At 69.3% G+C, this 25,274-nt stretch carries 23 protein-coding genes; 8 read left to right on the top strand and 15 right to left on the bottom strand.

Translation table 11 applies throughout. From position 1 onward, the window contains the following. Positions 1-13: 13 nt before the first annotated feature. The 5 genes from C8E96_RS16750 to C8E96_RS16730 are packed head-to-tail and all read right to left on the bottom strand — an operon-like array spanning position 14 to position 4,443. A complete protein-coding gene (locus tag C8E96_RS16750; protein ID WP_091383498.1) occupies positions 14-658 on the bottom strand; it encodes a histidine phosphatase family protein in 645 nt (214 codons plus the stop codon). Then, the gene (locus tag C8E96_RS16745) at positions 655-1,701 is read right to left on the bottom strand and encodes a phosphotransferase family protein (protein WP_091383497.1); all 1,047 of its coding nucleotides are present in this window, start codon (positions 1,699-1,701) and stop codon (positions 655-657) included. The genes C8E96_RS16750 and C8E96_RS16745 overlap by 4 nt, the downstream gene beginning before the upstream one ends. Continuing rightward, positions 1,698-2,447, bottom strand: a complete 750-nt coding sequence (locus C8E96_RS16740) for an SDR family oxidoreductase (protein ID WP_091383496.1) — start codon at positions 2,445-2,447, stop codon at positions 1,698-1,700. The genes C8E96_RS16745 and C8E96_RS16740 overlap by 4 nt, the downstream gene beginning before the upstream one ends. Next, complete coding sequence (locus C8E96_RS16735; RefSeq protein ID WP_091383495.1) at positions 2,444-3,247, bottom strand: SDR family oxidoreductase; 804 nt, start codon at positions 3,245-3,247, stop codon at positions 2,444-2,446. The genes C8E96_RS16740 and C8E96_RS16735 overlap by 4 nt, the downstream gene beginning before the upstream one ends. Further along, on the bottom strand, positions 3,244-4,443 hold the full coding sequence (locus C8E96_RS16730; RefSeq protein WP_091383494.1) for an acyl-CoA dehydrogenase family protein: 1,200 nt from the start codon (positions 4,441-4,443) through the stop codon (positions 3,244-3,246). The genes C8E96_RS16735 and C8E96_RS16730 overlap by 4 nt, the downstream gene beginning before the upstream one ends. A 76-nt stretch (positions 4,444-4,519) precedes the next feature. On the opposite strand from C8E96_RS16730, the gene C8E96_RS16725 reads away from it, so the two are divergent. Further along, positions 4,520-5,110 (top strand): TetR/AcrR family transcriptional regulator, encoded by a 591-nt coding sequence (locus tag C8E96_RS16725; protein WP_091383493.1) that lies wholly within the window; start codon positions 4,520-4,522, stop codon positions 5,108-5,110. On the opposite strand, the gene C8E96_RS16720 is transcribed toward C8E96_RS16725, so the two are convergent. Both C8E96_RS16720 and C8E96_RS16715 read right to left on the bottom strand, forming a co-directional pair. Further along, a complete protein-coding gene (locus tag C8E96_RS16720) occupies positions 5,085-6,032 on the bottom strand; it encodes an aldo/keto reductase (protein ID WP_091383492.1) in 948 nt (315 codons plus the stop codon). The genes C8E96_RS16725 and C8E96_RS16720 overlap by 26 nt on opposite strands. Next, positions 6,032-6,640 carry a TetR/AcrR family transcriptional regulator gene (locus C8E96_RS16715; RefSeq protein ID WP_091383491.1) on the bottom strand — a complete coding sequence of 203 codons (609 nt, stop codon included), beginning with the start codon at positions 6,638-6,640 and terminating at the stop codon, positions 6,032-6,034. The genes C8E96_RS16720 and C8E96_RS16715 overlap by 1 nt, the downstream gene beginning before the upstream one ends. A gap of 80 nt (positions 6,641-6,720) precedes the next feature. Here C8E96_RS16715 and C8E96_RS16710 point away from each other — a divergent pair, with 80 nt between their 5' ends. Then, positions 6,721-7,305, top strand: a complete 585-nt coding sequence (locus tag C8E96_RS16710; protein WP_091383490.1) for an NADPH-dependent FMN reductase — start codon at positions 6,721-6,723, stop codon at positions 7,303-7,305. A gap of 54 nt (positions 7,306-7,359) precedes the next feature. Here C8E96_RS16710 and C8E96_RS16705 read toward each other — a convergent pair whose 3' ends face one another. Next, positions 7,360-8,535, bottom strand: a complete 1,176-nt coding sequence (locus C8E96_RS16705) for a S8 family peptidase (protein WP_091383489.1) — start codon at positions 8,533-8,535, stop codon at positions 7,360-7,362. A gap of 134 nt (positions 8,536-8,669) precedes the next feature. Next, complete coding sequence (locus tag C8E96_RS16700) at positions 8,670-10,286, bottom strand: acyl-CoA synthetase (protein ID WP_091383539.1); 1,617 nt, start codon at positions 10,284-10,286, stop codon at positions 8,670-8,672. 118 nt (positions 10,287-10,404) lie between these two features. Here C8E96_RS16700 and C8E96_RS16695 point away from each other — a divergent pair, with 118 nt between their 5' ends. Continuing rightward, the gene (locus tag C8E96_RS16695) at positions 10,405-12,057 is read left to right on the top strand and encodes a bifunctional 3'-5' exonuclease/DNA polymerase (RefSeq protein WP_091383538.1); all 1,653 of its coding nucleotides are present in this window, start codon (positions 10,405-10,407) and stop codon (positions 12,055-12,057) included. A gap of 294 nt (positions 12,058-12,351) precedes the next feature. Here the strand turns inward: C8E96_RS16695 and C8E96_RS16690 are convergent, their stop codons facing one another. From C8E96_RS16690 to C8E96_RS16680, 3 genes are all read right to left on the bottom strand, one after another. Next, positions 12,352-13,515 (bottom strand): lactate 2-monooxygenase, encoded by a 1,164-nt coding sequence (locus tag C8E96_RS16690; RefSeq protein ID WP_091383488.1) that lies wholly within the window; start codon positions 13,513-13,515, stop codon positions 12,352-12,354. Between the two features lie 68 nt (positions 13,516-13,583). After that, positions 13,584-13,808 (bottom strand): hypothetical protein, encoded by a 225-nt coding sequence (locus C8E96_RS16685; RefSeq protein ID WP_091383487.1) that lies wholly within the window; start codon positions 13,806-13,808, stop codon positions 13,584-13,586. Positions 13,809-13,887: 79 nt separating this feature from the next. Then, complete coding sequence (locus tag C8E96_RS16680; RefSeq protein ID WP_166658026.1) at positions 13,888-14,889, bottom strand: tetratricopeptide repeat protein; 1,002 nt, start codon at positions 14,887-14,889, stop codon at positions 13,888-13,890. Between the two features lie 175 nt (positions 14,890-15,064). Between C8E96_RS16680 and C8E96_RS16675 the strand changes: the two genes are divergently transcribed. Continuing rightward, positions 15,065-16,384, top strand: a complete 1,320-nt coding sequence (locus tag C8E96_RS16675; RefSeq protein ID WP_091383485.1) for a multidrug effflux MFS transporter — start codon at positions 15,065-15,067, stop codon at positions 16,382-16,384. Here the strand turns inward: C8E96_RS16675 and C8E96_RS16670 are convergent. Further along, positions 16,377-17,609 carry an NAD(P)/FAD-dependent oxidoreductase gene (locus C8E96_RS16670; protein WP_091383484.1) on the bottom strand — a complete coding sequence of 411 codons (1,233 nt, stop codon included), beginning with the start codon at positions 17,607-17,609 and terminating at the stop codon, positions 16,377-16,379. The genes C8E96_RS16675 and C8E96_RS16670 overlap by 8 nt on opposite strands. 183 nt (positions 17,610-17,792) lie before the next feature. On the opposite strand from C8E96_RS16670, the gene C8E96_RS16665 reads away from it, so the two are divergent. From C8E96_RS16665 to C8E96_RS16650, 4 genes are all read left to right on the top strand, one after another. Then, positions 17,793-17,993 carry a hypothetical protein gene (locus C8E96_RS16665; protein WP_091383483.1) on the top strand — a complete coding sequence of 67 codons (201 nt, stop codon included), beginning with the start codon at positions 17,793-17,795 and terminating at the stop codon, positions 17,991-17,993. Positions 17,994-18,055: 62 nt separating this feature from the next. Beyond that, positions 18,056-19,975: an SDR family oxidoreductase gene (locus tag C8E96_RS16660; protein ID WP_091383482.1), complete on the top strand. Its 1,920-nt coding sequence runs from the start codon at positions 18,056-18,058 to the stop codon at positions 19,973-19,975. A gap of 78 nt (positions 19,976-20,053) precedes the next feature. Beyond that, entirely contained in the window at positions 20,054-20,551 is a 498-nt protein-coding gene (locus tag C8E96_RS16655; protein WP_091383481.1) for a PH domain-containing protein, read from the top strand. Further along, positions 20,548-22,044, top strand: coding sequence for a PH domain-containing protein (locus C8E96_RS16650; RefSeq protein ID WP_228770297.1), 1,497 nt, complete (start codon positions 20,548-20,550; stop codon positions 22,042-22,044). The genes C8E96_RS16655 and C8E96_RS16650 overlap by 4 nt, the downstream gene beginning before the upstream one ends. A gap of 168 nt (positions 22,045-22,212) precedes the next feature. Here C8E96_RS16650 and C8E96_RS16645 read toward each other — a convergent pair whose 3' ends face one another. Both C8E96_RS16645 and C8E96_RS16640 read right to left on the bottom strand, forming a co-directional pair. Next, a complete protein-coding gene (locus C8E96_RS16645; protein ID WP_091383480.1) occupies positions 22,213-23,691 on the bottom strand; it encodes a glutamate--cysteine ligase family protein in 1,479 nt (492 codons plus the stop codon). 39 nt (positions 23,692-23,730) lie between these two features. Further along, a complete protein-coding gene (locus C8E96_RS16640) occupies positions 23,731-25,266 on the bottom strand; it encodes a helicase HerA-like domain-containing protein (protein ID WP_091383479.1) in 1,536 nt (511 codons plus the stop codon). Between the last annotated feature and the right edge of the window lie 8 nt (positions 25,267-25,274).

Genomic DNA, 25,274 nt, shown 5'->3' with positions numbered 1-25,274 from the left:
GTTGACGGCTTGATCAACGGTAGGTGAGGAGTTCCCGGTTGGCTCCCTCGAAATGCCCATGCTCGTTGAACGACACAAGCGACGCCCCGGAACGCCCGACGACGATCTTGGTGATCGCCGCGTTGACCACGACCCGGTTGACCGCCACCACGCCCGCGCCCATCAGCCGCGAGCACAGGGCGGCGATCACCCCGCCGGAGGTGAACACGAGCGCGTCACCGCCCGCCGCCACCTCGGTCAGCGCGGCGAACGCGCGGTCGGCGAAGTCGGTGTAGGTGCCGGTGGCCCCGACTTCCAGTCCGTTGCCGATCCAGTCCTCCAGCGCGCGGTCCAGGAGCGCTTGGAAGTCCCGGGGCGACACCGGTGCGTCGACCTGCTCGCGGGCGGCGAGCGCCTGGACGAGACCGAGGTGGTCGTACTCGTCCCAGCGCGCGTCGGTCCCGCAGTCGAGGTCGATCCCGGCGGCGGCCAGGGTGGCCGTGGCGGTGTCGCGCTGGCGGGCCAACGTGCCCGCCCAGACCTGGGCGGGTTTCACGCCGCGGGCGCGCAACTCCTCCCCCAGCACCTTGGCCTGCTGGTGCCCGACCGGTGAGAGGACGTCGTAGTCCGCCGCGCCGAACGACGCTTGGCCGTGGCGCAGCAAATAGATAACACTCACTTGCCGATCACCTCGCGACAGCGCCACTCCAGGTAGCCGGAGAACATCCAGAAGTCCTTGAACGCCGGGTTGTGCGTCTGCCCGTGGTGGTAGCGGTAGTAGATCTGCTGCATGATCACCGCCAGCCGGAACAGGCCGAACGCCTCGTACCAGGACCAGTTCGCGGGTGTGAGTCCCATCCGGTCGCAGTAGTGGCCGACGATCTCGGCGCGGGTCAGCATCCCCGGCAGGTGCGACGGCTGCCTGCGCGCCATCTTGAACACGTCGTCGTCGTCGGCCTGGATCCAGTAGGCGATGAGGCCGCCGAGGTCCATCAGCGGGTCGCCGAGCGTGGACATCTCCCAGTCGAGGACGCCGACGATGTCGCGGTTGTCGTCGAGCACGACGTTGTCGAAGCGCCAGTCGTTGTGGATGACCACAGTCGACACATCGTCGGGCTGGTTGGCGTCGAGCCAGGACATGACCTCGACGAAGTCCGGGACGTTCTCGGTGCGCGCGTTGCGGAAGCGCTCCGACCAGCCCTTGACCTGCCTGCCGACGTAGCCCGCGCCCTTGCCCAGGTCGGTGAGGCCCGCGGCGGCCGAGTCGACCTGGTGCAGGTCGACCAGCCGGTCGATGAGCTTCGTCGACAACGCCCGCGCCTCGGACTCGCTCAGCGTCATGCCCTCGGGCAGGTCGCCGCGCAGGATGGTGCCCGGAATCCGTTCCATGACATAGAAATCGGACCCGAGCACCGACGCGTCGGTGCACAGGCCAAGCACCGTCGGGACGTACGGGTACACCGGCTTGAGCGCCCGCTGGACCCGGAACTCCCGCTTCATGTCGTGCGCGGACGCGGCTTTCTTGCCGACCGGGGGCCGCCGCAGGATCAGCTCGCGGTCGGGGTAGGTCAGCAGGTAGGTCAGGTTCGAGGCGCCGCCGGGAAACTGGCGCACGGCGGGCTCGCCGGCCAACCCGTCCACAATGGATGAAAGCCAGCCGTGGACCGCCGCGGTGTCGAAGCTGTCCTCGGCCCGGACCTCGCGGGTCTCGTCCACGGTCATGACAGCTTGGCGACCAGGCTCAGCGGCAGGTTGCGCATCGCGAAGCCCATCAGGGTCCACGGCCACGCGGGCGTGCACGCCTCGGCCGACTCCTTCTCGATCGCCTTCACCATCGACTGGACGCCCGGCACGGTGTCGACCATCAGCGGGGTCTTCTTGACCTTCTCGTTCATCTCCGAGCGGATGTAGCCCGGGTAGATGGTGGAGACGTTGATCGGCGACTTGAGCAGGTCGGCGCGGATGCCCTCGGCGAGCGCGGCGACCCCGGCCTTCGTCGCGGCGTAAGTCGACAGGTTGCCGCCCAGGCCGCGCATGGCGCTCATGGAGGAGATGACCACCAGGTGGCCCGCGTTCTGCTCGCGGAAGATCTCCATCGAGGCCTCGCACTGGGCGAGCGCGGAGACGAAGTTGGTCACCGCCGTCTGCTTGTTGGCCTCGAAGAAGCCGGTGCCCAGCGGCTGTCCCTTGCCCAGGCCCGCGTTGACGATCACCCGGTCGATGGTGCCCAGTTCGGCCTTGAACTCGCCGAACACCTTGAACACCGCGTCGTGGTCGTTGACGTCGAGCGCGCGCACCACGACCTTGATGCCCGGGTTCGCCTTGATCAGCTCCGTGCGCAGCGTCTCCAGGCGGTCGGTGCGCCGGGCGGCGAGCGCCAGGTTTCGGCCGAGCGCGGCGAACTGGCGGGCCATCTCCTCGCCGAGGCCCGAGCTGGCGCCGGTGATGAGGATGTTCTTACGAGTCACGGGGTTTCCTTCTCCATCTTGGGCCGGAGCTTGGCCCAGTACTTGGCGACCTGCTTGTCCACCAGCCACGGCGCGAGCCGCTTGAGCCGCTGCGCGCGCCTGCCGTCGGCGTGCGTGTGGACGAGGAACCGCTTGGCCGCCACCGCGTCGAAAACCTGCTTGGCCACGTCTTCGGGGGTCACCTTCGACGACGCCATCAGTTTCTGACTGACCTTCAGCGCGGCCGGGTCCGGCGTGCGCATGCGGTCGTTGAGGTTGGTCTGGACGAACGCGGGACACACCACGGTGGTGCTGATCCCGTGCGGTTCGAGTTCGTAGCGGAGGGTCTGCGACAACGCCAGGACGCCCGCCTTGGTGACGTTGTAGGAGGCCATCGCGGGCAGGTTCATGATCGCCGCGAGCGAGGCGACGTTGACCAGGTGGCCGGAGCCCTGGGCCTTGAACATCGGGGTGAAGGTCGCGCAGCCGCGCACCACGCCCATGACGTTGATCTCCCAGATCCAGTCCCAGTCGGCCATCGGGATGCGGTCGATCCGCCCGCCCGAGGCCACACCGGCGTTGTTGACCAGCACGTCGAGCCCGCCCCAGTGCTCCTCGCACCAGTCGCGGGCGGCGGCCCAGGACTCGTCCTTGGTGACGTCGAGCGCCAGGAACTCGGCGTCGATCTCCTTCGCGGCGGTCTCGGCGGCGGTCGCGTCGACATCGGTGACGAGCACCCGCCAGCCCGCTTTCGCGTAGTGCGCGGCCATGGCCTTGCCCAGCCCGGAACCGGATCCGGTGATCAGGATGCGACCGGTCACGAGCTGTACTTCTTCAGCTCGATGCGGGCGACGACGCCGCGGTGGACCTCGTCCGGACCGTCGGCCAGGCGCAGCGAGCGGGCGCCCGCGTAGGCCGCGGCCAGCGGGAAGTCGTCGGTCATCCCGGCGCCGCCGTGCAGCTGGATGGACATGTCGATCACGTCAAGGGCCATGTTCGGCACCACCACCTTGATCTGCGAGACCTCCGAGAGCGCACCCTTGAGCCCGTAGGTGTCCAGCTTCCACGCGGCGTTGAGAACGAGCAAGCGCGCCTGCTCGATGGCGATGCGGGCGTCGGCGATGCGTTCGCGGTTGCCGCCGAGGTTGGCCAGCGGCTTGCCGAACGCCTCGCGCTGGGTGGCGCGCTCGCAGGCGAGTTCGAGGGCCTTCTCGGCGAGGCCGATCAGGCGCATGCAGTGGTGGATGCGGCCGGGGCCGAGCCTGCCCTGGGCGATCTCGAAGCCGCGGCCGGGACCGGCGATGACGGCGTCGAGCGGGAGGCGGACGTCGGTGAAGCTGACCTCGCCGTGGCCGAAGGGCTCGTCGTGGCGGCCGAAGACCGGCAGCATCCGCTCGAGCTTGAAACCGGGCGTGTCCAAGGGAACCAGGACCATCGAGTGGCGCGCGTACTTGTGCGCGTCCGGGTCGGTCAGGCCCATGAAGATGGCGACCTTGCAGTTCGGGTGGCCGATGCCGGTGGAGAACCACTTCCGTCCATTGAGGACGATCTCGTCGTTCTTGACCACGGCGGTGGCGGCCATGTTCGTCGCGTCGGAGGAGGCGACGTCCGGCTCGGTCATGCAGAAGGCGGACCGGATCTCGCCGCGCAGCAGCGGTTCGAGCCAGCGCTTCTTCTGCTCGTCGCTGCCGTACATGTGCAGGACTTCCATGTTCCCGGTGTCCGGGGCGTTGCAGTTGAACACCTCGGGGGCGATGAAGGAACGGCCCATCAGCTCGGCGAGCGGCGCGTACTCGACGTTGGCCAGCCCGGACTCGGCCTTGAGGAAGAGGTTCCAGAGACCGGCCTCGCGGGCCTTCGCCTTGAGCTCCTCGATCACCGGGAGGACGACCCACGGATCGTCCATTGCGGCGAGCTCGTGGTGGTAGTCGGCTTCGACCGGCTCGATCTCGGTGCGGATGAAGTCACCGACCCTGGCGAGATAGTCGGCCGCTTTGGCCGAGTGCGCGAAGTCCACGTCGCCTCCTATTGAGCGTTGCTCAACAAGGTACCCTGCCTATCGAGCAATGCTCAACAGGTCCGAGGAGTGACGTATGTCCGAAGCACCCACCAGGGTCCGCCGCACGGCGGCCGACCGGCGCAAACAGCTGATCGGGATCGGTCTGCGGATGCTCACGGTGCGCCCGATCCACCAGGTCACGGTGGACGAGGTGGCCGCCGAGGCGGGCATTTCCCGCAGCCTGCTGTTCCACTACTTCCCCACCAAGCAGGACTACTACGTCGAGGTCGTGCGGGCCGCGGGCAGGCGGTTGCTGCGCTCGGCGCAGCCCGGTGACGACACCCGCGCGATCGTGGAGGGCTACGTCGCCTTCATCGAACGCCGCCGCACGCAGTACGTGGGGCTGTTCCGCGCCTCCGGGCTCGACGACTGGGTCAAGCAGATCCACGACGAGACCCAGGACGAGCTGAGCGTGCGCGTCATGTCGGCGCTGGGGCTGGTCGACCCGGCGGAGCCGGTGGTGTTGGCGGTGCGGGCGTGGTGGGCGTTCGCGGAGGAACTGACGATCGAGTGGACCGGGCGCGAGCGGTCGGACCGCGACGCCCTGGTCGGCCTGCTGCTCAGCGCGCTGGACACCGTGGTGTCGCTGGCGAACGAGGTCAAGGAACCGTCCGCCGCGACCTGACCCGGTCATGGTGGTCACCGAAGACGGCTCCGCCCACCTTGGCGATGAAGTCACCCGGAAATCCCAGGCTGAAGTCCGCCGCCGCTTCGAGGCGTGCCACCGCTTCATCGGGAAGCGTGACCTCCAGCGCACCCAGGTTGTCCTCGAGCTGCTCCACCCGGCTCGCGCCGAGCAGTGGATGCACCACCGGGGAATGGGCCATGGTCCACGCGATCGCCACCTGCGCGGCGGTCGCGCCCAGTTCGGCCGCGACCTCCCGCAGGGCCTCGACCACCGGCCCCTCCCCCTTGCCGGACAACCCTCCGTGCGCCAGGGGCGCCCACGCGGCGACGCTGAGGCCCAGCGACTCCGCCATCGGCAGCAGCTCTCGTTCGATGTCGCGGTTCAGCAGGTTGTAGGGAACCTGAAGACCGGCGAACGGTGACCAGCCACGCCACTGCGCCAAGGTGTTCGCGCGCGCCACGACCCAGGCGGGCGCGTCGGAAACGCCTACGTACAGCACCTTTCCGGAGCGGACGGCGTCGTCGAGGGCGCGCATGGTCTCCTCGATCGGCGTGTTCTGGTCCCACATGTGGATCCAGTACAGGTCGAGGTAGTCCGTGCGCAGCTGCCGGAGGCTGGTTTCCAGTGACAGCGCCAAGTTCTTGCGGTGATTGCCCGCCGCGTTCACGTCGGTGGCGTCGCGGGTCATCGTGTACTTGGTGGACAGCACGAACCGGTCACGCCTGCCCGCGAGCAGGTCGCCGACGACTCGTTCGCTCTGGCCGCCGCCGTAGGTGACCGCGGTGTCGATGACGTTGCCGCCCGCCTCGGCGTAGCGGTCGAAGACGGGCCGCGCCTGCTCGGTCGAGGTGAACCGCATGGCGCCGAGGAACAGGTCGGAGACGCGCAGCCCGGTGCGGCCGAGCAGCCGGTAACCCATCATTCCGCGTACCCGTAAAGGAAAGCGCGGACGCCCGCGGTGACCGCGTCGGTGATCTCCGCGTCGGTGAGGGCGCCCGCCAGGAACGACGGGTTCCACGGGGACACCAGCGCCATCAGGTGCAGCGCCGCACGCTCCGGGGCGTCGGCGCGCAGGCCCGGGATGGCCGCCAACCGCTTGCCCAGCTCGCGGCGGACCCGCAGCGGACCGGCCTCCTGCCAGGCCTCGACCGCCTCCGGCGGGATGTGCGCGGCCTCCGCGTTGACCTGACGGACGAGGGCGAAGTGCTCGGCCGTGCCCGCGATCGGCCTGGCCAGGTCCACACCGAAATCGATGAGGTCCTGCTCCAGCGCGACGATCTTGCCGAGGTGCCGGTCGACCAGCGCGAGCTGCGCCTCCGCCGTCCGCTCGGCGCTCTCCTGGATGACGGCGCGAAACAGGTGCGCCTTGTCCTGGAAGTGGTTGTAGACCGTGCGGGTCGACACCCCCGCCTCAGCGGAGATCGCGTCGACGCTCGCCCGGGTGTAGCCGTCTCGGGCGAACACGGTCAGCGCGCCGGCGAGGATCGCCCGGCGCTTGTCCGCCTGCCCCCCACGTGGTCGTCCCATTTTTTGCACCCATCGTTTTACTTCTTACAACGTACGTTGTACTTTAGCAGAGCAACAGACCTACCGAAGGGGGAAGCAACATGACCCGAATCGCCGTGATCGTCGGCAGCACCCGACCGGGCCGACGTGCGGAAATGGTGGCCCACTGGGTCAAGGAGTCCGCCGCCACACGCACCGACGCCGTCGTGGAACTGGTCGACCTGGCGGACTTCGACCTGCCCCTGCTCGACGAGCCCGTGCCCGCGCTGTTCGGCGACTACCGCCACGAACACACGCTGCGCTGGGCCAAGACCATCGCGTCCTACGACGGGTTCGTGTTCGTGACACCGGAGTACAACCACTCCTACCCGGCGGCGGTGAAGAACGCGATCGACTACCTGTTCGCCGAGTGGAACGACAAGGCCGCCGGATTCGTCAGCTACGGAACAAGCGGCGGCATCCGCGCGGTGGAGCACTTGCGGCTGACCCTGGCGGAGGTCAGGGTCGCCGGGGTGCGCAGCCAGGTGTCACTGTCGCTGTTCAACGACTTCGTGATCACCGACCCGACCCAGCCGGGCATCTTCTCGCCCGCCGAGCACCAGGAAGCATCCCTGGCCACGATGCTCGATGAAGTCATCACCTGGGCGGGCGCACTCAAGCCGCTGCGTGAAGCCGTCGCGGCGTAGAAATGCCGGTGGGCCCGGCCGCGAGGGTGCCGGGCCCACCGATCCTTTCTCAGGTCATGCCTTGAGCAGCAGGTTCACCGTGTCCGGGCTGATCCCGCCGATCTTGTCCTTCGTCGCCGCGGCGGTGATGGCCTCCGCGACGGCCGACGGGGTGGCGTCCGGGTTCGCCGCCAGGTACAGCGCGACCGCGCCCGCGACGTGCGGGGTGGCCATCGACGTGCCGCTGATCGTCTTGGTCTCCCCGCCGATCCACGCCGAGGTGATGTCCACGCCCGGCGCGTAGAGGTCGACAACCTTGCCGAAGCTGGAGAACTCGGCCTGCTTGTCGGCGTCGTCGGAAGCCGCGACGGTCAGCGCCTCGGTGACACGCGCGGGCGAGCTGCCGCCCGCGTCGTCGGAGCTGTTGCCCGCGGCCACCGCGAAGGTGACCCCGGACTCGATGGCGGCCTGCACCGCCTTGTCGAGTGCCTCGTCGGCGGCGCCGCCGAGGCTCATGTTCGCCACCGACGGGCCCTGGTGGTTCTTCGCGACCCAGTCGATGCCCGCGACGACCCCCTCGGTGGAGCCACTGCCCTGCGCGTCGAGGACCCGCACCGGGACGATCTTCACACCCTTGGCGACGCCGTACTCCTCACTGCCGATCGTGCCCGCCACGTGGGTGCCGTGGCCGTGCTCGTCGTCGGGCTTGTCGTCGTTGTCGATGGCGTCGAAGCCACCCGAGACGCGCCCGCCGAGGGCCGGGTGGTCGGCCTGGACGCCGGTGTCGATCACGAACGCGGTGACGTTGTCCGCCTTGCCGCTGTAGGTGAACGACTTGTCCAGCGGCAGGTCGGCCTGGTCGATCCGGTCGAGTCCCCAGGACGGCGGATTCGGCTGGACATCGAGTGCCCGAATTTTCTGGTTCGCCTGCACGAATTCGACCGCGTCGTCGGCCGCGAGTTTGCGAGCCTGCGATTCCGACATCGTGACCGAGAATCCGTTGACAGAACTTTCGTAGGTTGCGCGAACCTTTCCACCATAGTTATGGGCGACGTCCGCGGACTGGCTGCGCGCGCCGTCCTTGAGCATCACGATGTAGCTGCCCTCGATCGCGTCCGGGCTCCCTGCCAGCAGGATTTCCCCCTCCTGCGCCTGCGCGGGGGAAGCCAACGCGACCACAGTCGCCGCCGAGCCGATGAGTGCGAAGCCGATTGCGAGTCGGCCCCGACGACCTTCGCGCCTCAGTGTCATGAAAGGTGTTCCTTTCTTGTTTGGAAATGCCATGCAATGACGTTTCGACAAGAAAGGGCAACAGTTGCCACTTGCCACTGTTACTCCGGGCAGACCAGACACATGGTCTGTTCAGTGCGCCTGGCCTGGGATCTTCATCCCATTTCGCGTAGCTGCTTTCGGACAACTTTTCCGGTGGCGTTGCGGGGCAGCTCGTCGATGAAGACGACCTCGCGCGGGACCTTGAAGCGGGCCAGGTTGGACTTCACGTGCTCGCGCAACTCGTCCGCGCTGACCTCGCTGTCGGTGACGACGTAGGCCTTGAGCCGCTGGCCGAACTCGGGGTCCTCGGTGCCGAGCACCGCGGCCTCCACCACGCCCGGGTACTCCACGAGCAGGTTCTCCACCTCGGCCGGGAAGACGTTCTCGCCGCCGGAGACGATCATGTCGTCGTCGCGGCCGTCGATGAACAGCAAGCCGTTGGCGTCGAAGTGACCGACGTCACCGATGGACAGCAAGCCGTCGATGATGTCCTTGTTGCGGCCGTCGGTGTACCCGCCGAAGCTCAGCCCGCTGCCGACGAAGATCCGCCCGGTGACGTTGGGCTCGGTGATCTGCTTGCCCGCGTCGTCGTAGAGGCGCACCTGACAGCCGACCGGGGCCCGGCCCACGGTGCCCGGCGCGGCCCGCCAGTCCTCGGGCGTGGCGACCGTGGCGACGGCGACCTCGGTCGAGCCGTACAGGTTGTGGATCACCTCACCGAACGCGCGGGTCGCGCGGTTGCCAAGTTCCGGTGAGAGAGCCGAGCCCGCGAGGAACAGGATCCGCAGCGAGCTGGTGTCGTAGCGGGCCAGGACCTCGGGGCCGAGGTCGAGGACGCGCTGCAGCATCGTCGGCACCAGCACCAGCGTGGTCGCCTTGTTGTCCTCGATCATCTTGAGGATCTGCTCGGGATCGAACTTGCGGCGCATCGCGACCGCGGAGCCCAGCGCGAAGCTGATGATGAACTGCGAGAGCCCGGTCCCGTGGAACAGCGGAGCGCCCAGCACGGTGCTCTCCCCCGCGCGAAGCGGGATCCGGTCGAGGAACTGCGCGGCGGCCAGCGGCGACCGCACCTGGCGCGGCGCGCCCTTCGGCGTCCCGGTGGTTCCGCTGGTCAGCAGCACCATGCCGCCCGGCTCCGACGGCGCGGGCACCGGCCGGTCGTCGGTGTTCGCGATCAGTTCCTCAAGCGTGCGCACGTCGGCGACCGCGGAGTCGGTCCAGGCGATGAACCGCGGGATCTCGGGCGGCAGCGCGGTGGCGAGCTCGCTGAACTCCTGGTCGTGGATGAACACGGTGACGCCCTCGCGCTTGGCCACGTCGGCCAGCTGCGGCTTCGCGAAACCGGTGTTCATCAGCAGCAGGCGGGCGCCGAGCTTGCCCGCGGCGAGCATGGTCTCCACGGCGCCGCGGTGGTCGCGGGCGAGCAGCGCGACCACGGATTTCTCCGTGACACCGCGCTGGGCCAGCGCCCGGGCGAGCGCGTTGGACCGGGTGTCGAGCTGGCGGAAGGTCAGCGGCCCGAGCTCGTCGACGAGGCCGACGGCCCGGTGGTCACGGGTGGCGGCCACCCGCGCGGCGCCCGCGATCGGACCGAGCTGCCGCACGGCGATCATGGACTTGACCACGTGGTCCGGTCGGGTCACCGGCACCAGCCCGGCCTTGCGCATCACCTCGACGCTGCGGACGGCCGTCGGCACCTTGCCCACCAGGTCGCGCACCAGGGTCATGTAGTCGCTCAACGGAGCCTCCGTGGTCATTCGAGTTACCGCTGAGTCAAGGTGCCGCACAAGTTACTCGCGAGTCAACTGCCGGTATCTGTCAGTGGGATGGCGCAGAATCGCCGGTGTGCGGATCGCGGTGGTGCCGGAGGGTGATGGGGCTGGTCGGGCCCGGGTTCTCGACGGCCCGACCGAGGCCGTCGGCGACCTTGCGGCCTGGATGGGCGAGCAGCAGCGGCGCCATGACGTGCGGTGGGTGCTGCCCTCCACCGAGGAGCTGTACCCGACGCTGCTGCGGGCCGGGGTGCGGCTCGACCGGTGTCATGACCTCGCGCTGGCCGAGGGCATCCTGCTGGCGTTCGAGGAACGCCCGCACCGCCCTCGCAACCTGGGTGCGGCCTGGGCGAGAACCCGGGGTCTGCCCGAGCCCGCCGACCCGCGTCCGCAGACCCGCGGGGAGCAGCCCACCCTGTTCGAGGCCGACCGCGGCACCACCCCGGTCGGAGCCGACCCCCTCGACGCCGCCGTCGCCGTCCTCGCCGACCAGGAGCGGCGGATCGCCGCGACCGCCCAGCCCGACCGCCTGCGCCTGCTGGTCGCGGCCGAGTCGGCGGGGGCCTTGGCGGCGGCGGAGATGTCGCACCACGGCCTGCCTTGGCGCACCGACGTCCATCTGGCGATGCTCGAAGACCTGCTTGGCCAACGCACCGCCCCCGGCGTCCGCCCGGCAAAGCTCGCCGACTTGGCCGACCGGATCAGCGCGGCGTTCGCCGGCAGGCCGGTCAACCCCGACCACCCGCCGAGCATCGTGCGCGCGTTCGCCCGGGAGGGAGTGGAAATCCCGTCGGCGCGAGCGTGGGTGATCAAGGAACTCGACCACCCGGCTGTCGCGCCGCTGTTGGAATACAAGGAGCTGTCGCGCCTCTATGTCGCCCATGGCTGGTCCTGGCTGGACAGCTGGGTCGACGGCGGCCGCTTCCGCCCGGAATACGTCGTCGGCGGCGTCGTCTCGGGCCGCTGGGCGACCCGCGGTGGCGCGGCCCTGCAGCTGCCCCGGACCCTGCGGACGGCCGTCCGGTCCGATCCCGGCTGGGTGCTGGTGTGCGCGGACGCGTCCCAACTGGAGCCCCGGGTGCTGGGAGCGCTGTCGGGAGACCGCCGGTTCGCTGAGGTGTCGGAGTCCGCCGACCTCTACACCAGCCTCGCCGCGGATGCCTTCGACGGCGACCGCGGCCGAGCGAAAATCGCGATGCTGTCCGCGATGTACGGCGGCACCAGCGGCGAAGCCGGACCACTGCTCGCCGTCCTGCGCAAGCGTTTTCCCCAGGCCGTCGAGTATGTCGAACAGGCAGCGCGGGCGGGCGAGGAAGGCCGAGTCGTGCGGTCGAGGTTGGGACGCACCAGCCCACCCCCAAGCGAGGCGTGGCGGGAACTCACCTCGGACTACGACGGCGAACAGGCCGAGAAACGCGGCAGACAAGCGGCACGTGAGTGGGGCCGGTTCACCAGAAACTTCGTCGTCCAGGCCAGCGCCGCCGACTGGGCGCTGACAATGCTGGCCACCCTGCGCAGAAACCTGGCCGTCTCGGCACCGGAGGCGCAGATCGTCTTCTTCCAACACGACGAGGTCATCGTCCACTGCCCGGAGGCGGCGGCGGAGGCGGTCTCGGCCGACGTGTCAAAGGCAGCGGAACAATCGAGCACCCTGGTCTTCGGCGCAACCCCCGTGCGCTTCCCCTTGGAGGCCACCACAGTCACCTCCTACGCCGACGCAAAGTGACCTAAGTGGACACACCCGAGCCGCCGGGCCAATCAGGCAGACAGAGCCGCCCTCCCCCGAGTCGCAACGGGCCAATCCTCACGGCCTGTTTGGGTGGTTCGCCTTGATTTGGGGTGAAATGGGCCTAAACTTTCGCGGCGCGGGGCAGTTTCCCTATCCTGCCCGCTTTACCCGCGCAGGCCCATTTCCGGGGTCCCCAAATCAAGGCGAACCACCCAAACAGGCCCCCTGCCAAAGTCCGCTGGCGAACCACCCAAACAGGCACACCCGCGAAGCCAGCCAGCGAACCACCAACTATGCAGACAACCGAACAGACCCCAACCCCAGATCATCCGGACACCGAGCACCAGCCAACCCAAGAGTCAGATCAAAGTCGGCAAGCAACGACCGAACAGCATGCCGAACCCCCGCCTCCCCACCCAAAGCCAACCCATAAACATAAGGCCGCCCAACCAACACAGCCGAAGCCCCCAACGCCAACGCCTTGAACACGTCAGCACCAGTGCGAACCCCGGAGTCGAACAACACCGAAACCTGATCCCCCACAGCCGCGGCGATCTCCGGCAACACCTCGAGCGACCCGATAGCCCCATCCACCTGCCGCCCACCATGGTTCGACACCACGATGCCGTCCATCCCCGCGTCAGCGGCCCGGCGCGCGTCGACCACGTGTTGGATTCCTTTGAGGACAATCGGTCCGTCCCAGTGCGACCGCAGGAACGACAGCCGGTCCCAGCTCTTGTCGGTCCCGGTGAACAGCGACACCCACCGCAGCACCGCCATCCCCTGATCCTCGGCAGGCGACTTCTCCAGCCCCGCAAGGAAAGCCGGGTCGCTGAACGCGTTGGCCACGCCGATTCCGCGCAGGAACGGAAGATACGCCTGGTCGAGGTCCCGAGGGCGCCACGCCAAAGTCCACGTGTCCAAGGTGACGACCAGAGCGGTGTACCCGGCGGCTTTCGCCCGCTCCAGCAGGCTCACGCACACCGCGTCCTCGTTCGGCCAGTACAGCTGGAACCACCGCGGCCCGTCCCCGTTGGCCTCGGCGACGTCCTCCAGCGCGTACGAAGAAGCGGTCGACAGCACCATCGGCACCCCGAGCGCGGAAGCCGCGCGGGCGGTGGCGAGTTCGCCGTCGGGATGGACGATCGACTGCACGCCGATCGGCGCGAGCAGGATCGGAGCGGGCATCGAGGTGCCCAGCACGGTGACGCTGGTGTCGCGGGTCGTGGCGTCGCACAGCATTCGCGGGACGATGCGCCAGCGGGCGAAAGCGTCGCGGTTGGCCCGCATCGTGTCGCCGGACCCGGCACCGCCCGCGACGTAACCGAACGGCCCGGGCTCCATCGCCTCCTCGGCGACGGCCTCCAGCTTGGTCGCGTCGGTTGTGAACGGCGGCAGCTGGTCACCGAGCCCCTGGAGATAAACCTCGTTCTGATATCCCGCGTGCAGTCCCATGAAGATCGACCATCCTCTCTCGCGACTCGAGCTGAGTCTCGCACTGCCCGAGTCGCGAGAGAAACGGATCAGGCCTGCGGCTGCGCGGTCTGCGGCTGCTCGGCGGGCTTCTTGGCCATCGCGATGGTTACCAGCAGCGCGACGAGGCCCAGGCCGCCGATGCCCAGCCCGGCAGCGGGCTGGTAGTCGCTGAGGAAGGAAATGATCCGCAGCTCGTAGTCGGCGAAGTACAAGCCGGCGGAGACGAAGCCGATCAGCATCAGGAACACGGCGATCTTGCGGACGATTTCCATGAATTTCCCCTAGTAAGCGCGCTGACGGAGGGGGCGGTGACCGCCGCCATCCGGCCCCCATCTGCGAGGGTGCGCCACCCTAACGGGTGAATGCGCGCATTCGCCAGAGTCCGTACCACCCGACTATCGCCGACCCGATCGCGCAGACCAGAGCTGGTGTCAGCAACTGCATCCCGCGGGCGCCGAAGGCGAGCGCCAAGGTCCAGATCGCCAGCAGCAGCGTGCCGAGTCCAAGCAGGACCACACCGAACGCGAACTGCGGCTCACGGCGCAAGAGCATCGCCGGGCGCGGATACCGGCCGTGCGGCAAGGCCAGCACGCCCATGACCGCGATGCCCGCCACGGTCAGCACGAGAGCCAGGGCGAACCACACCAGCAGCGGACTCGGGGTCGGCATGCCCGCGATCATCAGCACGAACGAGCCGATGGCCAGCCACGCGGAGCACCGCCGCAGCACCAGCCATAACGCGATCCGGTGCGCGCGTCCGAACTTCGAGTCACGGGGGCGGGCCGACGGTTCCGCGCGCACGCCCGCGAGGCGGGACAACTCTTCGCGAACAACCTCATTGCCGGGGTCCAACTGTAAGGAGTCGGCGAAAGCCCGTTTGGCCACAGGGAAGTCGCGCACCCGGACCGCGGCCATGCCCAACACCTCGTGCACCCTGGCCTCGTCCGGCGCGGTGATCACCGCGCGCCGGGCGGCCTCGAGCGCCTCGCGCGGGGAGACCGGGCCGAGTGCCTCGGCGAGCGTGACGTGGTTGCGCCAGTCGCTCGGGTCGCGCCGCGCGGCCTCCCGGGCGGACACGGCGGCCTCGTCGTGGCGGCCCAGTTCGGTCAGGGCGAGGCTGGCGAGCCGGTGCGCCCACGACCGCTCCCCCAGCGTGATCGCCCGCTTGGCGGCGTCGAGACAGTGCCGCGGCTCGCCCGCGTCGAGCAGCGCGGCGGCGAGCCTGCACCACGCCTCGGTGTTGTCCGGGTGCGTGGCCAGCACCGGGCGCAGAATGTCGATCGCGACCTCCGGGCGCCCGGCGGCGGTCAACTCGGCGGCCTTGATCAGCACCGCGTCGATCGACTCGGCCATGGTCACCCCCTCCCGCATGTGCGGCCCAGTGTGTCAAGGGACCTGATCGGGGTGGCGGTTATCCGCCCGCGTGTCTTGTGCGGATAACACACCGATGTGCGCACGGTGTAACAAGGATTCGCCGCATCGGTGGACGGCGACTCGTCTTGAACGCTGTTTTCCATAGACTGATCGGGTGAAGTCCTCACCCATCCCGGGCAAAGCCCGGCTGGCCCTCATCCTGGGTGGGCTGAGTGCTTTCGGACCCCTGTCGATCGACATGTACCTGCCCGCGTTCCCCGCGATGGCCGAACAGCTGGGCACCGGTCAGGCGAAGATCCAGGTCACCCTGACCGCGTTCATGATCGGGCTGGCGGGCGGGCAGATCATCGCGGGACCGCTGTCGGACGCCTACGGCAGGCGCCGACCACTGCTGATCGGCCTGGCGCTCTACACGCTCAGCTCGCTGGCCTGCGCCGTCGCACCCTCGGTCCTGGCGCTGGTCTTCCTGCGGCTCGGCCAGGGTGTCAGCGCCGCCGCGGGCATCGTGATCGCCCGGGCCGCGGTGCGCGACATGTTCTCCGGAGCCGCGCTCGCCCGCTTCTTCTCGCTGATGCTCCTGGTCAACGGTCTCGGTCCGATCCTCGGGCCGATCATCGGCGGCCAAGTGCTGCGGTACACGCAGTGGCCGGGGATCTTCATCGTGCTGGCGGGCTTCGGCGTGGTGTTGTTCCTGGTCACCGCGTTCGCCCTGCCGGAAACCCTCGCCCCGCTGGGCAGGCGGCCCGCGCGGCTGGGCCATGTGCTGAGCACCTACCGGCGGATCGGCACCGACCGGACCTTCATCGCCTACGCCGCCGCGGCCGGATTCGTCATGGGCGCGATGTTCGCCTACATCGCCGGGTCGTCGTTCGTGCTGCAGGAACTGCACGGGCTCAGCCCGCAGAACTACAGCTTCCTCTTCGGCGCCAACGCCTTGGGCATCGTGATCATGGCCCAGGTCAACGGCCTGCTGCTGCGCAGATTCGCCCCACGCAGGCTGCTGATCGTCGGCCTGCTGACCTCGGCGACCGGCGGGCTGGCGGTGCTCGCGACGACGTATCTCAATCTGGGCTTGGTGTATCTGCTGCCCGGGCTGTTCGTCGTGGTCGCCAGCGTGGGCATGGTGGCGCCGAACTCGACCGCGCTCGCGATGGCCGACCACGGGCACCGGGCGGGCACGGCGTCGGCGCTGCTCGGCCTGGTGCAGTTCATCATCGGCGGCCTCGCCGCACCGCTGGTCGGCCTCGGCAACCCGTCGACGGCGCTGCCGATGGGCGTGGTGATCGCGACGCTGTCGCTGCTCGGGCTCGCGTCGTTCGCACTGACCCGGCCCACCAAGGACCGCCCCGGCCGCTACCAGACCCTGCGCGACGCCGACACCCAGCCGATCCCCGGCCTGCCGATCCCCGACGTCGCCCGGCACGAGGGCGACCTGTGGGACGCCCCGACGGCGGACTCCGTGCGGTTCAGATGAGGTCGGCGAGCGGCTTGGTGCGCAGGTCGTCGGCCGAGACCTCACCGCGCTGATCCACCAAGGCCTGCAGGGTGTCGCCGTCGTCCCACTGGTTCACGTTCATCGCGGCGAGCACGCGGCCGCCGCGGGTCCAGAACGCGGTGAACTCGCGGGCCGCCAGGTCGCCGCGCACGACGAGGTCGTCGGTGAACGGGTTGGCCAGGCCGCGGACCTCCATGCCCAGGTCGTACTGGTCTGAGTAGAAGTACGGGCTCCGCGTGTACGGCTCGGCGGCGCCGAGCAGGTTGCCCGCCACGTGCGCGCCCTGGTCCTTGGCGTTGGCCCAGTGCTCGACCCGCACGCGCCTGCCGTAGCGGGGGTGGAAGTGCGCGGCGATGTCGCCGATGGCGTACACGTCCGGCGCGGAGGTGCGCAGCGTCGCGTCCACGTCGACACCGCCGCCCGGCACCGAGTCCGACAGTTCCAGCCCGGCTGCCTTCGCCAGTTCCAGCCTCGGCGCCGCGCCGACCCCGACGACCACGACGTCGGCCGGGAGGGTGATGCCGTCGCTGAGGTGCACGGAATTCACCGCGCCCTCGTCGCCGGTGAAGGCGTCCACGCCGATGCCAAGGTGCCAGGTGACGCCGTTGGCGGCGTGCAGGTCGCGGAACACCTCGGCCACGGTGTCGCCCAGGGTCTTGTGCAGCGGCAGCGGAAGCGGGTCGACGACGGTGACCTCGGCGCCGTGCTTGCGGGCCGCGGCGGCGACCTCGCAGCCGATCCAGCCCGCGCCGACGATTACGACCCGGACCCCGGGCGCGAACGTCGCCCGCAGGGTCAGGGAGTCCTCCCAGGTTCGCAGGGTGTGCAGGCCGTGGAGATCGCCACCCGGCACCGGCAGGGCACGCGGCGCGGCGCCGGTGGCGAGGACGAGCCGGTCGTACGGGATCCGGGTGCCGTCGCCGTCGACCACGGCGCGCTCACCGAGATGCAGCTCGCGGATGTCGGTGCCGGTACGCAGGTCTATGTCCTTGTCCGCGTAGAAACTCTCCTCGTGCACCCAGTCGGGTTCCTCGGCCTCGCCGAGCAGCACCGCCTTCGACAGCGGGGGCAGCGCGTAGGGGCGGTGCGGCGAGTGGCCGACCAGGACGATCTCGCCGTCGAAACCCTGTTCGCGCAGTTCACCGGCGGCCGTGCCACCCGCCAGACCGGTTCCGACGATCACGATCCGCCGCACTGGCGCCATGGCGTGTCCTCCTGGGCAACCCGGTGTTTCATCTGGGTTTTCGACGTTAGTCCTCCACCCGAGGGACCGCCCCTCACGAAAATCTTGAGAACGCGTCACCTTCTGCCGTCACGGCTCGTTACCGTGCGCGTCATCACAAAGACAGGACAACGACCGTCGGGCGGGTCGAGAGGGTGGGCACCAGTGAGCAACAGCAAGGAGTGGTCGGTCAGCTGCCGGGATATCGCGGGCCGCAGACGCGACGTCACGGTCTTCGTCCGACAGGGCCGCGTCGTCCTCGTGGCACCGCCGGGCGAGACCGCGATCCTGTCCCCACTCGACGTCGGCAGGCTGCGCGCGGCACTGCGCGATGCCGTCGTGGACGCCTCAGTTGAGGCGGGCTGACAAAAATCTCGCTTTCCTACCGACCAGTAGGTAAGGTTTCGCTGGTATTCGGAGGAGGCAGGATGACGACGTACTTCGTGACCGGCGCGACGGGGTTCCTCGGCCGCAGGCTGGTCGAGCGGCTGGTTTCGCGACCCGACTGCGACACCGTGCACGTCCTGGTGCGGCAGCGGTCGATGGAGCGGTTCACCGAAGCGGCGACGCACTGGTCCAGGCCCGAGCTGGTGGTGCCCGTCATCGGCGACCTGTCCGAGCCGGGGCTCGGAATCGATCCGGCCACGCTGCCCTACGGCGTCGATCATGTCGTGCACCTGGGCGCGATCTACGACTTCACCGCATCGGATGAGGCCAACCGCACCGCCAACGTCGTCGGCACCGCCCACGCCCTCGACTTCGCCGCCGCCGTCGGGGCCTCGCTGTTCCACCACGTCTCCTCGATCGCCGTCGCGGGCGATCACCGCGGGCGGTTCACCGAGGCCGACTTCGATCTCGGCCAGCACCACCACTCGCCGTACCACGCGACCAAGTTCGAAGCCGAACGCCTGGTGCGCGCGCAGGACGCGGTGCCTTACCGGATCTACCGCCCGGCCGCTGTCGTCGGCGATTCACGGACCGGCGAGATGGACAAGATCGACGGCCCGTACTACTTCCTGCCGGCGCTGACCCGCCTCGCCCGGCTGCCCGCCGCGCTGCCACTGGTGGCGCCGGGGCTCGGCGGGACCAACATCGTCCCGGTCGACTACGTCGTCGACGCCATGGCACACCTGATGCACGTGGACGCAGCGCCGGGCCAGACGTACCACCTCACGGAGAACGGCCGCCAGCGCGTCGTCGACGTGTTCAACGCGCTTGCCGCCGCGGTGGGCGCACCCCAGATCAAGGCGACCCTGCCGTTCCGGCTCCCGCCCGCGCGCCGGGTCGGCCCGGTGCCCGCGGCGGTCCTCGCCGAACTGGGCATCCCGGCCGAGGTCGTCCCGCACATGGACCTGCCCACGGTTTTCGACTCCACCGCGACGATCGCCGCGCTCGAAGGCAGCGGCATCACCCTCCCGCCGCTGCGCTCGTACGCCGACGCGCTGGTCCGGTACTGGGCCGAGCATCTCGACCCGGAACGCGCCTGGCTGCACGCGGAATCGTTGCGCGGCAAGCGGATCGCCATCACCGGGGCGTCCTCCGGCATCGGCAAGGCCACGGCGCTGGCCGCCGCCCGCAAGGGCGCGACCGTGCTCCTGGTGGCGCGGCGGCAGCCCGAACTGGAGCAGCTGCGCGAGACCATCGAGACCGCGGGCGGTGTCGCCGAAGTCCACCCCTGCGACCTCACCGACGCCGACTCCGTCGACGCGCTGGTCAAGAACCTGGGCGTGGTCGACATGCTGGTCAACAACGCGGGCCGCTCGATCCGCCGCTCGGTCCACCTGTCGGTCGACCGCCTCCACGACTTCGAGCGCACCATGTCCCTGAACTACTTCGCGCCACTGCGGCTCACCCTGGGGCTGCTGCCGGGCATGCGCGCGCGGGGATTCGGCCGGATCGTGAACGTGACGACCATGGGGCTGCAGACCGACACCCCGCGGTTCTCCGCGTACCTGGCGTCCAAGGGCGCCCTGGAGTCGTTCAGCCGCGCCGCCGGACGTGAGCTGCTGACCGACGGCATCACGATCGCGTCCGTGCGGATGCCGCTGGTTAGGACGCCGATGATCGGAGCCACGAAGGCGTACTCCCGGATGCCCGCCAGCTCCCCGCGCACGGCGGCGGACTTGGTGATCCGCGCGTTGGAGGGCCGCGGGGAGGTCGTCCAGCGGGCGGAGGGGTTCGCCATGGAACTGCTGCGGGTGTTCGCACCCGGGGTGTCTCGGCAGCTGATGAACGTGGCGTACCGGGTGATGCCGGAGTCCGCCCCGGAAGCCCGCAGCCGCCCGGAACGCCCGCTGGCGGTGCTGGCGTCGGCGGTGGTCCGCCCGATCTGGCGGGGTCTGCGCTAGGTCTTACGACTGTGGGCTGAGAGGTCCTAGGACTAAAGGCGGAGGGTGGCGCACGCCGATTCCAGGCAGACTGGGGCTGTGAACAACACGGAGTGGCAGCTTCGCGCGCCGGTCAACCTGGTGAGTCGGCGGGCGATCCTGCATTGGACGCTCAGCGCGCTGGCCGGCTGGGTGGTCGTGCTCGGCGGGCAGGGCATCCACCTGCTGGTCAAGGACCATCCCCCGGCCTGGGCGCGGGCGGTGGCGATCGTGAGCGTCGTCGTGGCGGTGGTGCACGTGCTGGTCATGCCGCGCTGGCGGTACGCGGTGCACCGGTGGGAGACGAACCCGGACGCGGTGTTCACCCGCAGCGGGTGGATCAACCAGGAGTGGCGGCTCGCGCCCGTGTCGCGGATCCAGACGGTCGACACCGCCCGTGGGCCGTTGCAGCAGCTGCTCAAGCTGGCGACCGTCACGGTCACCACAGCGTCCGCCGCCGGGCCGGTGAAGATCGAGAACCTGGACGCCAGTGTCGCCGCCCGGCTCACCGATGAGCTGGTCTCGACCACCCAGGCGACCCCGGGGGACGCCACGTGACCGAGTTCCCGGCCGCGCCGCCGGTCGTCGAGCCGAGCCGCGAGTGGGGCAGGCTCGACCCGCGGATGATCATCGTGCGGCCGCTCAACGAACTGATGGGCCTGCTCATCCCGGTGTTCATCCTGATGTTCGCGGGCAACGGCGACACCTGGCGGATCGTCGCGGGTGGCGCGACCGTCGGGGCGCTCGTCCTCTATGGGCTGTTCAGCTGGGTCTCGACGAAGTACCGGATCACCGAGACCCAGGTCGAACTCCACAAAGGACTCCTGCACCGCCAGCGCCTGGCCATTCCGCGCGACCGCATCCGCACGGTCGACCTGACGGCGAAACTCGGCCACCGGCTGTTCGGGCTCTCCGCCGTCCGGGTCGGCACCGGGGAGCAGAGCCGCACCGCCACCGACGGCGTCATCCTCGACGCGGTCACCGCGCAGGAGGCCGACCGGCTGCGCCAGGTGTTCCTGCGCCGAAGCACCGCTGCCGAGCCCACTGTCGGCGAGGACGACAGCACGCCCATCTCGCACCTGGACAAACGCTGGTACCGGTACGCGCCGCTGACGATGTCCGGGCTGCTGACCATCGGTCTCACGGCGGGCTTCGGGATGAACCTCGCCCGCGAGCTGAACCTGGAGTTCTCCGATGCGGCATTGGTCCGGTCGGTGTTCCGCTGGGTGCTCGAAACCAGTCCGCTCGCGGTGATCCCGGCCGTGGCGGGTCTGGTTCTGGTGGTCTCGATCCTGCTCTCGCTGCTCGCATACCTGTTGCAGAACCACGACTTCCGGCTGACCCGCAACGCCGACGGCACCGTCCGCGTCCGGCGCGGACTGCTCACGACCCGCTCGGTTTCGGTCGAGGAGCAGCGGCTGCGCGGGGTCTCGCTGCACGAACCGCTCCTGCTGCGGGCAGGCCGGGGCGCCCGGCTGACCGCCGTGACCACCGGGCTGGGCCGGGCCAGCGGCAGCAGCCTGCTCCTCCCACCCGCCCCCCGCGCCGAGGCGCACCGGGTGGCCGAGCGAGTGCTGCTGGCCGACCCGACCTCGGCCGACCTGACCCGCCACCCCGCGCGGGCGCGGACCCGGCGGCTGGTCCGGGCAGTGGGCCCCAACCTGGTCGTGGCAGGCGTGCTGGCCCTGCTCGCCGGAGTCGCCGGGTGGCCGCACTGGTTGTGGATCGTGGCGGCGTGCCTGGTGCCGGTGTCCGTCCTCCTCGGACTGGACCGCTACCGCAACCTGGGCCACGCCCTGACCGATCGCTACCTGGTCAGCCGTTCGGGCTCGCTCGACCGGGAAACCGTGGCCCTGCAGCGCACCGGGATCATCGGGTGGAAGATCGAGCAGACCTTGTTCCAGCGTCGGGCGGGGTTGTTATCGGTCACCGCGATCACCGCCGCGGGCAAGGGCGGGTACACCGTCGTCGACGTCGGCGAGAGCAACGGCCTCAAACTCGCCGACGCCGCGATTCCCGACCTGCTCAGGCCCTTCCTACGCACCTCGTGAGACGGGCCAGGTGTGCTGGTTGCGGTGCATGAACTTCGCCCAGCAGCGAGTCAGCTCGCCCTCGGTCACCAAAGCCGAAACGAGCACACCACGTCGACACCCGTGAGAACCACGGACTCACACTCCCCGACGCCACGATCCCAGACCTGCCTCGCCCCTACACACCCATCACGACACGGGCCACGTGTGCACAGGCTCGTTGCTGTGCATGAACTTCGCGTACCGGCGGGTCATCTCGCGCAAGGCCTGTTCGCGGTTGACCGACGTGTTGGCCTCCAGCCCACGCACCACGTCGACCTGCCAGGTGGCGCCGTTGCGGCCGGTGATGCACCGCTGCTCGATCACCCCGAGCAGCCGGTCACGATCGGCCGGGGCGACGCCCCACGCGTCGAGGCCGTCGTGGGCCATCGGCAGAAGCCTGCGCAGCACGAGCTCGGCGGCGGGGACCTCACCGACACCGGGCCAGTAGACGCGCGCGTCGATGCCGTTGCGGGCGGCGGCGTGGAAGTTGTCGAAGGCGGCGGAGAAGCTCATCTGTGTCCACAGTGGGCGGTCCTGGTCGGCCAACGCGCGGACCAGCCCGAAGTAGAGGGCGCCGTTGGCCATCGTGTCCACCACCGACGGGCCCGCGGGCAGGACACGGTTCTCCACCCGCAGGTGCGGTCGACCATGCACGACGTCGTAGATCGGGCGGTTCCAGCGGTAGATGGTTCCGTTGTGCAGCCGCAGTTCGTGCAGTTCCGGTGTGTCGCCGCGGGCGAGCACCTCCGCCGGGTCCTCGTCGTCGGTCAGCGGCAGCAGCGCCGAATAGTACTGCACGTTCTCCTCGAACAGGTCGAAGATCGACGTGATCCACCGGTCGCCGAACCACACCCGCGGCCGGACACCCTGCGCCTTGAGCTCGTCCGGGCGGGTGTCCGTGGCCTGCTCGAACAACGCGATCCGGGTCTCGGCCCACAGCTGCTTGCCGAACAGGTACGGCGCGTTCGCGCCCATCGCGAGCTGGATCGACGAGATGGCCTGGCTGGCGTTCCAGAACTTCGCGAAGTCCTCCGGCGCCACCTGCAGGTGGTACTGCACGCTGGTGCACGCGCTTTCCGGGGCGATCGAGTCGGCCTGGGTCACCAACCGCTCCGGGCCGCCGATGTTGATCTCCAGGTCCTCCCCGCGGGCGGCGAAGACCTGCTCGTTGAGCAACTTGTACCGGGGATTGGCCGACAGCGTGTCCACCGAGATGTGGGCGCGGCGCAGCGTCGGCAGGATCCCGACCATCACGATGTGCGAGTTGACCTTGCTCGCCTTCGCCTCCGCCTCGTTGAGACTCGCGCGGACGAGGTCCTCGAACGCCGCCAGGCCGTTCGGCTTCAACCGCTGCGGCGGCAGGTTGATCTCGATGTTGAACTGACCCAGCTCGGTCTGGAAAGCCGGGTCCGAGATCGCGGCCAGCACCTCGGCGTTGCGCATGGACGGGTCACCCGCGTCGTCGACGAGGTTGAGCTCGATCTCCAACCCGGCCATCGGCCGCTCGGACTCGAACCGCGACTCCGACAGCATCTGCGCGAACACGTCCAGGCAGCGTCGGATCTTCTGCCGGAACCGCTGGCGGTCGGCGCGGGTGAACTCAGTCGACTCGACATCCTTACCCATGCCCCAAGGGTGGTGGATCGGCGCGCCCCGCGCCACAGGTCACCGCCTGCGAGTGCCGAACACCCCCCGCGTGATCTCGCGGCCCAGCGCGCTCGCGGCCGACCGGAAGAACGACTTGACCGCGCTGTTGCCCATCACCTGCTCGATGAAACCCGGCTCTTCCTTCTCCCGCTCGGGCGCCCGCTGCTCCTGCGGCTGCTCAGCCGGGGGCGCCTCGGCAGGTGGCGCCATCTTCTGCGCCATCATCTCGTAGGCGGACTCACGGTCGACTGCCTGCGAGTACTTGCCGTGCAGCTCGGAGGCGGCGGCGGCCTGCTTGATGGCGTCGTCGCCGATGGTGTCCATCAGGGAACGCGGCGCGCGCAGCCGGGTCCACGCGACAGGCGTCGGCGCGCCCTTCTCGCTGAGTACCGTGACGACCGCCTCACCGATCCCCAGCGAGGTCAGCGCCTTGTCCAGCTCGTAGTGCGGGGTCGTCGGGTACGTCTTGACGGTCTGCGTCAGCGCCTTCTGGTCGTCCGGGGTGAACGCCCGCAGCGCGTGCTGCACGCGCGCGCCGAGCTGCGAGAGGACCGCGTTGGGCACGTCAGTCGGCAGCTGTGTGCAGAAGAACACACCGACGCCCTTGGACCGGATCAGCTTCACGGTCTGCTCGATACGGTCGAGGAACGCCTTCGACGCGTCATGGAAGAGCAGGTGCGCCTCGTCGAAGAAGAACACCAGCTTGGGCGCGTCCAGGTCGCCCTCCTCGGGCAGCTCCTCGAACAGCTCGGCCAGCAGCCACATCAGGAAAGTGGAGAACAAGGCGGGCTTATCCTGCAGGTTGCCCAACTCCAACAGGCTGATGACACCCTTGCCGTCGGTCTGGCGAATGAGGTCGGCCACCGCCAACTCGGGCTCGCCGAAGAACTCGTTCCCACCCTGGGCGTCCAAATTGGACAGTGCACGAAGGATGACGCCCGCGGTGGCCGAGGACACACCGCCGATGCCCTGCAGGTCGGCCTTGCCCGCGTCGCTGGTGAGGTGCGTGATCACCGAGCGGAGATCCTTGGTGTCGAGCAGCGGCAGACCCTTCGAATCCGCCCAGTGGAAGATCAACCCGAGCGTGGACTCCTGGGTGTCGTTGAGACCGAGCACCTTCGACAACAAGATCGGCCCGAACCCGCTGATCGTCGCCCGCACCGGCACCCCGATGCCACTGGTCCCCAACGACAGGAACTGCACGGGGAACGCGGTCGGCGCCCAGTCGTCCCCCGTGTCCGCGGCCCGCGCCGTGACCTTGTCATTCGACGCGCCCTGCTGCGCCAACCCCGAAAGATCACCCTTGACATCAGCCATCACCACCGGCACCCCGGCATTGGACAACTGCTCGGCGATCCCCTGCAAAGTCTTCGTCTTACCCGTGCCCGTCGCACCCGCGACCAGCCCATGCCGGTTCATCATCGCCAACGGAATCCGCACCCGGGCCCCCGCGTCGACCTGGCCGTCCACGACCACCGACCCCAACTCGACCGCACTCCCCGACGTTGCGTAACCGGCCGCGATCTCCTGGGCCGGACTCGACTGCTCAGGCATGGGCGCCT

It is taken from the genome of Actinokineospora alba, assembly GCF_004362515.1.
Lineage (GTDB): Bacteria > Actinomycetota > Actinomycetes > Mycobacteriales > Pseudonocardiaceae > Actinokineospora > Actinokineospora alba.
Note: the sequence above shows the minus strand (reverse complement) of the source record. Positions and strands in the feature narration are given on the sequence as shown.